The organism is Malaciobacter halophilus (assembly GCF_002837275.1).
Taxonomy (GTDB): Bacteria; Campylobacterota; Campylobacteria; order Campylobacterales; family Arcobacteraceae; genus Malaciobacter; species Malaciobacter halophilus.
This window is the reverse complement of sequence record NZ_NXIF01000037.1, coordinates 22,196-34,631: the sequence shown is the minus strand read 5'-3', so window position 1 is coordinate 34,631 and position 12,436 is coordinate 22,196. Positions and strand designations below refer to the sequence as shown.

Here is a 12,436-nt window from a genome sequence, read left to right as displayed (position 1 = left end):
TATTTGCATTATCTGCATTATTTCTTGTTATTGATGTTATCTCTTCTACTGCTGCTGCTGTTTGTTCTAGGCTTGCTGCTTGTTCATTTGCTTTTGCTGCTAGGTTATTCATTGAACTTTTCATTGTATTTGAGTTCCTTTCTAGCATCTGTCCATTTGACAAGTTTGTTTTTGCTGCTGTTGCTAATGCTTCTCCTAAAGCATTTACTCCTTTCATTACTGATAACATTCTTGCTTTTAGTGTTGGTGATATATCTATTTGTTTTGTGTAGTCATTACTTGAATATGATTCTAAAGTCTCTTGGATACTATGCATACACTCATCTAAAGAGTCAAGCATTTTATTTACAGTTTTTTTCAAAGTTGCAACCATTGGATTACTAGTTTCACTTTTAATCCTGCATTTAAAGATTCCTTGCTCTACTTTATCAGTAGTTAATACAATCTCTCCAATTACTTTAATATCATCTTTAATCTGCTTATCTGTAGATTTTATAAGTTTATTCCATCTATTAAACATGGCATCAATATCTCTATTTCCAGTAGATTCTATATACTTAAAGTCGTTCTGCTCATATTTAACAAAATTAACAAATTGCTCAAAATAATTATCTATTATTTTTAACTCTTTTTTTGATACAGAACCAAACATTAATGCACCTTTAATTAAAGTTTTTAATATTCTATCTATTATAAACTTAAACTTTATTGTTTTTTAATAGCCTCTATTTTGGCTGTTGCAATATATTTTGGTGTTTGTAAAGAGACTATGTCTTGAACCTTTAAAGTTTCTAAATCAACAATTTTTTCATCTTTACTTAATTGAACAAACCCTTTTTTATCTTTATTTTTTGGATTACTTAGTTCAAAAGAGTTTTTTAACATCTTTAAATTATTTTCAAATGAGTTTAAAATATTTGCAAAACTATTATCAAAACTCTGTTTTAACATCTTGATTTCGGCACTTATTAAATTAAATTTTGATTCAATAGAGTTTTGTTCGTACATTCTTTTTAAGTGTAGTAAATTTTGATGTTTAGTAAAAATAATATTTTTAAATCTATTCTCAAACTCTTGTTGTAAGTTATCCATATATATTCTATGCTCATTTATATCAGGAAGAGCAATTTCTATTGCATTTGATGGAGTTGCCGCCCTTACATCAGCAACAAAATCTGATATTAAAAAATCTACTTCATGCCCAACAGCTGAGATTATAGGAGTAGTTGCTTTAAAAATTGCATTTGCAACTATCTCTTCATTAAAAGCCCATAAATCTTCAATGCTTCCTCCACCTCTTCCTACAATCATAATATCACAAGCTAAACTATCTGCATAGTGTATTGAATTAACTATATCAGTTTTTGCTGTTTCTCCTTGAACTAAAGTAGGAACTAAAATAAATTCAACTAATGGCCATCTATTTGTTGCTACTTTTTTCATATCCTCAATTGCGGCACCTGTGGGTGAAGTTACAAGAGCAATCTTTTTAGGATATTTTGGTAAAGTTTTTTTTATTCTTGAATCAAAGTAACCTTTTTCTTGAAGCTTCTTTTTTAATTGTTCATAAGCTAAAGCTAAAGCTCCTTGACCTGATGGCTCAATTCTAGAACAAATCAATTGATAACTTCCCCTTGGTGTATAAACAGTAAGATTTCCTCTTATATTTATTTTTTGTCCAACTTCAAGTTTAAACTTTAAATATTTACTATTTCCTCTAAACATTACACAAGAGATTATTGATTTGTCATCTTTTATTGAAAAATATATATGACCTGAACTATGATAAGTTAGATTTGAAATTTCACCTTCTACATAAACTTCTAAAAAAGTAGTTTCTAAAAGGGATTTTATTTGTGTATTTAGTGATGTAACTGTTAGTGGTGCGTTCATTATTCCTCTTTACAAAAGGGCTTAACGCCCCTTTTTAAACTTTTCTAGCTATTATTAGTGTTGAGATATTCATTGAAAAAGCTTTTGTATAAATTGGCTCTAATCCAGCCTCTTTTAACTCTTTACAAAGATTATCTGTTGTTAAAAACTCATCAATTGAGTTTGGTAAGTATGTATAAGCCTCTTTATTTTTAGTAATCATTCCACCAAGAGTAGGTAAAATTTTATTCATATAAAAATCTGTCAAGTAATCAATAGGTGAATTTTTTTCATTTTTTGTAAATTCACTAATTACTACAAGTCCATTTGTTTTTAAAACCCTTGCAAATTCATAAAAAGCCTCTTGTCTTTGTACTACATTTCTAATACCATAAGAGATAGAAATAATATCCGTAGATTCACTTTCAAGTGGCATATTAGCAGCTCCTGCTTCTATAAATTCAACTTCAGGAAGCTTCTTTTTTGCTACGTCCATCATTCCAACACTAGGGTCAATTCCTACTATATTCTCAACTTCAATTCTATTTTGTTTGGCAATTTTTAACCAAAAATCAATCATATCTCCAGTTCCGCATGCAACATCAGCAATTTTTTCAATTCTATTTTTACCATAAAAATCAAATGCTAATTTACAAGCTTTATTTCTCCAACTTTTATCAATTCCCATACTAAGAACTCTATTTGCAATATCATATTTACCTGAAATGTCATTGAACATTGATACAATTTTTTCTTGTTTACCCATATATTTTCCTAAATTATAATAAAAATTTTCCTACAAATATTCCCAAAATAAAACCAATATTTATCATTATTAGTGATCTTAAAATATTGATTTTTGTATTCATTTTTGGTATTTGTGTTAATACTTGTTTTTGTTTTTCTAAAGACTTTTCTAAAGCAGTTGATGACTCTTTTAAAGTCTTTGTAGATGTATTTATATCTTTAAATGATTTTCTAAGTGCTAATTCAGAAAACTCAAGCCTTTCTACTATCTCTTTGGCTTGTTTAAAGCTCATTTCACTCATTTTTTAATTTCTATCCATCTATCTAAATCATGAAAGATTCTATTTAATACACCAAGCACATAATCTTTAGCTTCCGTTTGAATTCTTCTAAAAAATAGATATTTTCTAGCCCCTTCAACATCACCTAACTCTTTTGCTTTTATTGCTTTTGCAGCAAAATCTGTATTGTTGTAAGCCATTTCCCAAACTGTACTTCCTAAATATCTACTCATTGTGATAATTTTATCATTTTTTACAGGGAAATATTTTGGATTTTTAACAAAATCATATAGCGCTGAGTTACTTTCTAAATATTTATGTCCAAAAAAGTTAATAAATTGCTCTTCTATATAATCTGGCTCCATAGATATTGCTCTGTTTAAAGCAAATATCATATTTTGCTCTGGATTACTCTCTATTTTTTTAATCTTTTTCATAGTTGCAATTGCATTTTTACCGTCAAGCTCTCCATCTCCTAAAGGGATAATCCACTTAACATTACCAAAAGAACCAACTTTTTTAATCTCTTCTAATACTAAAGATGATGTTTTGTTTCCACCCACATCAACTATAATCTCATGATTGTCATCCATTAAAATAAGCTCATCTAAGTCTGATAACTTATTTGTTCTTAACATCTGTTTTTCAACTATCTCTGTTCTTGTAAAAGACCTACTATCATTATTTTCGTCATCTATTTCTATATATCTGATTTTTTTACCATGTTTTTTATAAAGGTATGGAGCAATAACTTGCATAGCAACAGTAGATTTTCCTACTCCACCTTTTGTTTGTGGAATTATAATCATCAATTAATCCTTTGGATTGCGTTTCATAAATTCGACAATTTTGCCATGAAACCTACAATATATTTCATTTAAAGAGATTTCATAGCCATAAAGCTTGACTATTTTATCGTAATTTTCATTAATTCCATATACTAACCATGTCTGTATATCATCATATGAATCAAATTCATAACCAAAACGACCAAGTAGTCTTGCTGTATATTTATCAACTACCATATACTCTTGTTTACAAGCATAACATAAAATTGCATCTTTTGTTTCTTGTCCAATTCCTTTTTGAGAAAGAAGCCAAGAGGAGTTGACTTTTTGTTTAAACTCTTCAAAAGTACCATATTCGTCAATTATATTTAAACACAATTGTTTTAATCTTTTTGATTTTTGATTTTTAAAACCACTTGGTGCAATTGCATTTGTCAATAAAACAATATCACTATTTGCTAAATTTTCTAAACTTAAATAGTCTAAAGATTTTAAATTTTTTAAAGATTTTTCTACATTAGTCCATTTTGTATTTTGTGTTAAAATCGAACCAACAACTATTTCAAATTCATCACTACTTGGCCACCAATATTTTGGTTCTTTTGCTATTAAATTTAAAGCTTTTAAGAACTCTAAAAGTTCATAAGAATTACTCAATGATTGCATCAGTTATTATTAACTCTTTTTTATTACAAAATTTTTTAATTTTAAAAGCATTAATTGCTTTTCCTTCTTCTATATCAATTACAAGCATTTGTAAAATTGATTTGCAAGACGTAGGTACTTGAAAGTGTCCACCAATTCCTGTTGTTGCTTTTTGAATAGGTACTTTACTATCCATACCTATTACATTATCTCTACAACCTGTTAATCCAATATCAGTTATATAAGCTGTCCCCTCTTCTATTTGCAAGTCATCTGTACTTACATGAGTATGAGTTCCACAAACAGCACTTACTTGTCCTTTTAACATTGTAAAAATAACTCTTTTTTCACTTGTGGCTTCTGCATGAAAATCAACAAAAATATTTTTAATATTTTGATTTTTTAAAGAAGTAACAACTCTTTTTGCCCAATTAAAAGGATTCTCAACAGTAGGCATTGCAAACTGTCCCATTAAGTTTATAATAGCAAGTTTTTCACTATTAACCTCAACAACTTTTACTCCAGTTCCTACTAAACCCTCAGGATAATTATCAGGTCTTAAAACAAAATCTGTTTCAAGAAGAGCTAACATATCTTTTTTCTTATCAAAAGAGTGATTACCTCCTGTAATAATATTAATCCCACTTTTTAATAATTCATCACAATTTTTTGTAGTAAGCCCAAACCCATGAGAAGCATTCTCCGCATTTGCTATTACATAATCAACTTTAAACTCTTCATTTATTTTTTTTAAATGCTCTTTGATTATTTTTCTACCAGGTCTTCCTACAATATCACCAATAAAAGCTATTCTCATAAAAAATTCTTCTCTTTTATATTTTTTAAAATTGTATTGTAATTAACATTTATATTGTATTAGCCCTAATATACAGCACTATGAAAACTTAAACATTAAATTAAGAAATAAAGTGTAAAATTTATATAAAGGCAGTTTATACAAAGTATAAATTAATGCAATTATTTATTAAAGGATTTTGATGAAGTCAAAGTTAAATAAACATGTTTTTTTTATTTCTTCTGGACTTATTGCAGCTTTAGCATTTTTTGCTTCAGTTTTTCCAAAAGTTGCAGATGGATTTTTTAAAAGCATGCAATCAGTAATTGTAGAAAATGGTAGTTGGTTTTATGTTTTAACAGTTGCTATTATTTTAATTACTGTTTTTTATCTTGCATTTTCTAAATATGGAGATATAAAACTAGGTCCTGACCACTCAACAGCAGACTACTCTTATATATCTTGGTTTGCTATGCTTTTCTCAGCTGGTATGGGTATTGGGTTAATGTTCTTTGGTGTTGCAGAACCTGTAATGCACTTTTTAAAGCCACCAGTAGGTGAAGGAAGTACAGTTGAAGCTGCAAGAGAAGCTTTAAAAATCACATTTTTTCACTGGGGTTTACATGCTTGGGCAATTTATGCAATTGTTGCAATTATTTTGGCATTTTTTAGTTATAGACATAATTTGCCTTTAACATTAAGGTCTGCTTTATATCCTATTATTGGAGATAAAATATATGGTCCAATTGGACATGCTGTTGATATTTTTGCAGTTATTGGTACACTTTTTGGTGTTGCTACTTCTTTAGGATATGGAGTTTTACAAGTAAATACAGGTCTAAACTATTTATGGGGTGTTCCTGTAAGTACAACTTCACAAGTGTTTTTAATTATAGGAGTTACTGTACTTGCAACTATTTCTGTTACAACAGGTTTAGATAAAGGAATTAAGAAATTATCTGAATTAAATATTATTTTAGCTTTTGCACTTCTTGGTTTTATCTTAGTTGTTGGTCCAACTATTTTCTTACTTCAAGCATATGTACAAAATATTGGAGCTTACGCTTCAAATTTATTAAATAGTACTTTTAATCTATTTGCTTATGAAAAAACTGATTGGCTTGGTGGTTGGACAATTCTTTATTGGGCTTGGTGGATTTCATGGTCACCATTTGTAGGTCTTTTTATTGCAAGAATTAGTAGAGGTAGAACAATCAGAGAGTTTACTCTTGGGGTTTTATTAGTTCCAACAGGTTTTACACTTATGTGGATGACATTCTTTGGTAACTCAGCTATTAATCTTATTCTTAACGAAGGATTTATAGCTCTTGGAGAAACAGTATCAAATGATGTTACAATTGCATTATTTGCTTTCTTGGAACACTTTAGTTTAAGTGGTATAACTTCATTTGTTGCTACGATTATGGTAATTGTTTTCTTTGTTACTTCATCTGACTCAGGTTCAATGGTTATTGATATGTTATGTTCAAATGGTAATAACAATACTCCAATTTGGCAAAGAGTTTATTGGGCTGTTGGAGAAGGAATAATTGCTTCAATTCTTATTTTAGCTGGAGGTTTAGCTGCACTTCAAACAATGACAATTGCCAGTGCTTTACCTTTTTCTATCGTACTATTAGTTGCATCTTATGGTTTAATAAAAGCTTTAAGAGTTGATATAGCAAAAAAAGAGAGTTTACAATACAATCCAGCTCCTTTTACAGCAACAACTTCAAGTAACAACTGGGATGCTAGATTAAGTAATATTATAAACTACCCTTCTAAAAATAATGTTAAAAGATTTATTCAAAAAGTTGCTAAGCCAGCACTTATTGATGTGGCACAAGAGCTTAAAAAACATGAATTAGATGTTGAAGTAGTTGAGAATGAAGAGAAAGGAAAAGTATCTTTAATTGTTACACTTGGAGAAGAAGGAAACTTTGGAGAGAATAAAAATTTTATTTATGAAATTAAAACCGTAGCAAGAGTAAAACCTAGTTTTGCACAAGATGAAAAAGATGAGTCAGAAAGAAGTGAAGAGGAGTTATATTATTGTGCTGTTATTCACTTAATTGAAGGTGGACAAGATTATGATATTATGGGATGGTCAAAAGATGGTATTAGAAATGATATAGTTGACCACTATCAAAAACATATGCACTTTATTCATCTACTTAGTTAGTAACTTAAGTTACTAACTAAGTACAGCTTTTAAACATACTTCAAAAACTGCATTAGAACCTTTATTGTAAGCTTTTATCTGTCCATTTTGTTGCTCAATAATTCTTTTAGAAATATTTAATCCAACACCTATTCCACTATGCTCTTTTGAAGAAACAAAAGGCTCAAATATTGTATCAATAATTGATTCATCAATACCACCTGCATTATCTTTAAACTCTACATAAATATGACTATTTTTTTCATAAATATCTATATTTAATGCTCTTTTTTCATAATCATCAATTTTTGCTAATTCATCTAAGGCATTATTTATAATAACTATCCAAACTTGCTCTACTCTTTGTTTTTGAACTTTTGAAAAGAATTCAAACTCTTTTTTATTTATAGAATCAATATTAAACTCTTTATTATTTAAATATATTCTTGATACTTGTTTAGAACGATTATATGCCATAGTAAGTGCAGTAATTAGTGTTGAATAGATATTAGTTACTTCTTTTATCTCTGATGAGCTTTGAGAAATCTCTCTCATTGACTCTACAATATTTGCAATTCTATTTAAGCCTTCATTTATTTTTTGACTATCTTCTAACATTCTATTTTTTATCTCACTATTGGGTAAATCTTGTATATCATACCCCATCATCTCAAAATTACCTTTAATATAAGTAAGTGGAGTATTAATTTCATGAGTAATACCAGCAGCTAAAGAACCAATTGAAGTAAGTTTAATATTTTTAATTTGCTCTTCTTGATGTATCTTATCTTTATACCTACTTTTTTGAACCTCTTGCTTGATTTTTTGCTCAAGATTTTGATTTAGCTCTTGTAGTTTTCTTTTATCTTCAAGTGAACTTACAACGACAACAAAACTCTTTTTATTTGGAAGTAAATTTAATGATAATTCAAGATGAATAAAGTGTCCATTTTTATGTATAAATATTTTTTCAATATTAGAGATAAAACCAATTTCATTTGCCTCTTTAAATATTTTAGCAAGGAGCTGTTTAGACTCTTTTTTTATAATATCAAAACAACTACTTTTTAAAAGTTCTTCATTTGAATATCCTAAAAGTTTTGTAAACATTGAATTAACTTTTTGAAAATTGCCTTTTAAATCAATAAGACCTATACCACTATTTGCATTTTCAAAAATGGCATTATATTGTAAAACTTGATTGTTCAAATCATCATACAAATACTCAATAAGTTTTTTATCTGTTATATTATTTCTAATAGAAGTATAACCTACAAGATTAGAATTAGAATCATATACAGGTTCAATATAAGACTCAACCCAATAAAAGCCACCATCTTTTTTCATACTTTTAAACTCTGCAATATAGCTCTTACCTTGCTTTAAATAACTCCAAACTTCTTCATACTTCTTATCACTCATATCTGGATGCATTAAAATTTTGTGATGATGCCCTAAGAGTTCTTCTTTTATAAAACCTGAAACTTCACAAAATGCTTTACTTACATCTAAAATAATTCCATCTTTATCAAGTTTTAAAAAAATTACATGTTTATTAATTATGTTTAAACTCTCTTGAAGTTCTTGTGAACTCTTTTTTATGCTCATATCTAAAGCTCTATTTTTTTGTTCAGTTTTTCTATTGAGTTTTGCAATGGGCTCTGCAAAAAGTAAAGAGAGTAAAAGAGTAATTCCTATTCCAACAATAAATATAGTATAAACATAGTTCTCAAAAGAGTTTAAAGAGTTCTTTTTTTCAAGTTCATTTATATTAAAAAGTAAAATTATATACTCTTTACTTGATAAATATACTCTTTTAGATACAAAACTATTAGAACTAACTGAGTTTTTTTCTAAAATATCTTGAAAATAAGTTTCATAATCTTTTTGTATAGTCATATTTGAATCAAAATATTTTGACCAACTAAGTTTTTTTTCTTCTTTTATTAAATAATATCCATCTTTATCAATTACAAAAAGCGAATCTTCATAAGAGTTTTGTATTTTGAAAAGTAAAGATTTTGCATCTAAAAGTACCATTAAAAAACCATTATCTACTCTTAATACGACTCTTAGTACATACTTCAAAGGTTTAACTATCTCACCTTTTTGTTTATATATATCAAAGCTTGAGTACCAAATTTGATTGTTTTTTAGTATCCTAATATCTTTAAAATAACTTCTACTTGTACTGTCTTGAAGGCTTTTAGACTCAATAATTTTTAATTTTTCATTTTTAAAATCAACCCTTGCTATCTCTTTTCCAGTTAAAGATAGATATTTCATACTTAAAATATCTTTATTTGATTCCATTATAAGTGAAAAAAGCCTAGTGATTTCATTATTGTTTTTTAGATTCTTACTTTTAATAATCTTATGTAAAGCCTTTAATTTTTCATTTATTTCATTTGTGTATTCATCAATTAAATTACTTTTATACGATAATATCTTTTCAATACTATCTCTTTGTTTTAAAATCAATTCTTTTTCGTAAAAATCTTTAAATAAGAAGATAAATAGTGCAAAAAGAATAGAAGAAAAAAGTACAAAAGCTAAAAATATTTTCATATAAAAAGGTATTTTCATAACTAGACTCTTTTGCTTTTTCTTCTATCTATTGAAACTAATTTTATAAAAAAGTTTGTTTCATATTCATTTACATCAAACCATATCTTTGCACCACTTTTTTCAATTAAAAGTTTTGCAACATAAAGACTCATATCTTCATTTTCCATATCACTTTTAATAATATCACTATTTATTAATTCTTGAATATCTTTAACTTTTGCACCTTTTAAATCATGGGTGATTTTAATAATAACTTCACTATTTTCTTCTAAAATTGATAATTTTATATTGTAAGTACAGCTTTGTTCAATACTATTCTTTTCTATGATACTTTTTAAGATATTTGAAACTATTTGCTTTATTTCATTGAAGTTACCAAAACAAAAAATATCTTTTTTAGTTTGCGAATATATTTTTACATTACTTAATGATTCATTTTTAACTGAAGATATTGACTCTTTTATAGCTTCATAAACATTATATTTATCTGATTTAGTATTTTTATTAAATAGACTTTTAAACTCATTTAATGTTATAGATAAACTTTTTAATTCATACTCAATTTTATCATGAACTGCTTTAAGTATTTGCTTATTTATACTCTTTTCATTTAATCGTGCATTTAAAAGTGCAAGTTGAATTGTAATCTTTGAAATAGGCTGTTTCCATTGATGAGAAACTATATCTAAAACTTTTCCCATTAATAAAACTTTTGTTTTATCTTCAAAGTTTTCATCTTTATACTTTAATTCAGTTAATTTATTTGATAAATCCTCTTTTAAAATAGTATTTATCTTCTCTAACTGTTTTGCATCTGTTATATTTACTCTAATTGAGCTATATCCAATTATTTTTTTATTTAAATTGTACCTTGGGAATATTGTTCCTTTTACCCAATATGAATTTCCATTTTTATCAATATTTTTTATTTCACCTTCCCATTTACCATCTCTTTTTAAATTATCCCACATATCTTGAAAAAATTTCTTAGAGATATCTGGATGCCTTAATATATTTATATTTTTGCCAACAAGCTCACTTTTTTTATATCCAGAAATATCACAAAATGCTTTTGTTACATAAGTAATAAAGCCATTTCTATTTGTTTCAGCCATTATTACATACTTATCAATTGCATTAATCAAATCATCGTATCTTTTATTTACAATACTTTTTTTATGCTTAGTATATAAATAGGCATATAAAGTCACAGCAAAAATTAAATAAAAAATAGCCATTAAAATAAAAATTTTATCAAATAAAGCAATAGCTTCTTCTACACTTTTTTCAACACTATTATAAGCAACAATATAACTAGTTACTTGTTTTGTTAAACTATTTCTTAAAGGTATAAAAACAAAAGGAACTGTTTTATTTTTATAAGTAAAAACAAACCCAAACTCTTCATTTTTTCTCATTTGTTTTTTAATTTCTAAATTCTTTTTTGATAAGGCATTAAATAAATCTTGTCTATATTTAAAAAGTTTAAAAATATTATTTTGTATTTGATACTCATCATTAAGTATAAAATCTTCAAATTTTTTTTGTTCACTTTTAAAAATATCTTTTTTAACTAACTCTTTTTTATATAGAAAAAATACCTTATAATCAAGACTTCTTTGAATAGAAGTGCTAATAAAATCAAAACTTATCCCAAGCTCTATGGTTGCTAAATGATTTAAATTCTCATCAAGTAAAGGCTTTAGAAACCTCAAAGAAGGATTTTGTGCATTTATTTGTATTCCATCTATCTCTTTAAGTGTTGAATTTACATAAATTAAACTATTTTTTGTATAGTTTTCATCTAAATCTTTAATTTTATTTCCTAATCTTAAAAAAGTTTTATTATTGGGAAGATAGAAGTTTATTTGATTTACTCCAAAAGATTTAAAATAGTAAAACTTATTTTCTAAATAAGCAAAAAGTTCTTGTTTTGCTTTAAAGCTATTATCTAAAGAGTTTTTAAAAATCTTTATAAGCTTTTTATCATATAAAAGATTATTAAAAAATATTAAATCAGAGATATTTTTACTTTGATTATATGCACTTTTATAATACTGTTTTACCCTGTTTATATCACTTTTTACAATAGAATCAATCTGCTTTTTTTTCAAACTATTTATAAAAGAGCCTGTTATAAGAACAAGTATAAAAAGAGTTAAAATATACTTTACAAACAGGCTTTTATCTATCATTTTATGACTTTAATACTTCAATAATTTTATTATCTAAAGCTTGTAAAGAATCAAAAGGTTTCATCACATAATTTGTAGCACCTTGTTTATGTGATTTTAAAACTTTATCAAGAGTTGAATAAGCAGTCATCATTACAACTTTTTGTTCTTCATTTATATTCATTATTTTTTCTAAAGCATCAAGTCCATTCATTTGAGGCATCATAATATCCAATAAAATCAAATCATATGATTCATTTTTTATAGAATCTAAAGCTATTACAGGATTTGAAAAAGTAGATACACTATATTTTCCACTTCTATTTAAAAATCTACTTAACATATTTAAAATCTCTGTTTCATCATCTATTATTGCAATTTTATAACTTTCTTTCATAATTAAT

10 protein-coding genes and 1 pseudogene are annotated in these 12,436 nt (G+C 26.6%); 1 reads left to right on the top strand and 10 read right to left on the bottom strand.

Annotation, left to right across the window (positions count from 1 at the left end; translation table 11 throughout):
• The 7 genes and pseudogenes from CP960_RS13685 to CP960_RS09845 all read right to left on the bottom strand — a co-directional run.
• Nucleotides 1–652: pseudogene (locus CP960_RS13685) on the bottom strand (methyl-accepting chemotaxis protein); the annotation flags it as partial.
• A gap of 53 nt (nucleotides 653–705) precedes the next feature.
• Entirely contained in the window at nucleotides 706–1,893 is a 1,188-nt protein-coding gene (gene xseA / locus CP960_RS09870) for an exodeoxyribonuclease VII large subunit (RefSeq protein ID WP_101185244.1), read from the bottom strand.
• 34 nt (nucleotides 1,894–1,927) lie between these two features.
• Nucleotides 1,928–2,638, bottom strand: coding sequence for a bifunctional demethylmenaquinone methyltransferase/2-methoxy-6-polyprenyl-1,4-benzoquinol methylase UbiE (gene ubiE, locus CP960_RS09865; protein WP_101185243.1), 711 nt, complete (start codon nucleotides 2,636–2,638; stop codon nucleotides 1,928–1,930).
• Nucleotides 2,639–2,651: 13 nt separating this feature from the next.
• A complete protein-coding gene (locus CP960_RS09860; protein ID WP_101185242.1) occupies nucleotides 2,652–2,921 on the bottom strand; it encodes a hypothetical protein in 270 nt (89 codons plus the stop codon).
• The gene (locus tag CP960_RS09855) at nucleotides 2,918–3,709 is read right to left on the bottom strand and encodes a P-loop NTPase family protein (protein ID WP_101185241.1); all 792 of its coding nucleotides are present in this window, start codon (nucleotides 3,707–3,709) and stop codon (nucleotides 2,918–2,920) included. The genes CP960_RS09860 and CP960_RS09855 overlap by 4 nt, the downstream gene beginning before the upstream one ends.
• A gap of 3 nt (nucleotides 3,710–3,712) precedes the next feature.
• Nucleotides 3,713–4,354 carry a 3-methyladenine DNA glycosylase gene (locus tag CP960_RS09850; protein ID WP_101185240.1) on the bottom strand — a complete coding sequence of 214 codons (642 nt, stop codon included), beginning with the start codon at nucleotides 4,352–4,354 and terminating at the stop codon, nucleotides 3,713–3,715.
• Nucleotides 4,338–5,150: a TIGR00282 family metallophosphoesterase gene (locus CP960_RS09845; protein ID WP_101185239.1), complete on the bottom strand. Its 813-nt coding sequence runs from the start codon at nucleotides 5,148–5,150 to the stop codon at nucleotides 4,338–4,340. The genes CP960_RS09850 and CP960_RS09845 overlap by 17 nt, the downstream gene beginning before the upstream one ends.
• Before the next feature lie 181 nt (nucleotides 5,151–5,331).
• Between CP960_RS09845 and CP960_RS09840 the strand changes: the two genes are divergently transcribed.
• Nucleotides 5,332–7,311: a BCCT family transporter gene (locus CP960_RS09840; protein WP_101185238.1), complete on the top strand. Its 1,980-nt coding sequence runs from the start codon at nucleotides 5,332–5,334 to the stop codon at nucleotides 7,309–7,311.
• A 12-nt stretch (nucleotides 7,312–7,323) separates the two neighbouring features.
• On the opposite strand, the gene CP960_RS09835 is transcribed toward CP960_RS09840, so the two are convergent.
• Genes CP960_RS09835 through CP960_RS09825 form a run of 3 tightly spaced genes read right to left on the bottom strand, consistent with a single transcriptional unit; the run spans nucleotide 7,324 to nucleotide 12,429 of the window.
• Entirely contained in the window at nucleotides 7,324–9,876 is a 2,553-nt protein-coding gene (locus tag CP960_RS09835; protein WP_101185237.1) for a PAS domain S-box protein, read from the bottom strand.
• Nucleotides 9,877–9,878: 2 nt separating this feature from the next.
• Nucleotides 9,879–12,053 (bottom strand): PAS domain S-box protein, encoded by a 2,175-nt coding sequence (locus tag CP960_RS09830; RefSeq protein ID WP_101185236.1) that lies wholly within the window; start codon nucleotides 12,051–12,053, stop codon nucleotides 9,879–9,881.
• Between the two features lies 1 nt (nucleotide 12,054).
• Nucleotides 12,055–12,429: a response regulator gene (locus tag CP960_RS09825; protein WP_101185235.1), complete on the bottom strand. Its 375-nt coding sequence runs from the start codon at nucleotides 12,427–12,429 to the stop codon at nucleotides 12,055–12,057.
• Between the last annotated feature and the right edge of the window lie 7 nt (nucleotides 12,430–12,436).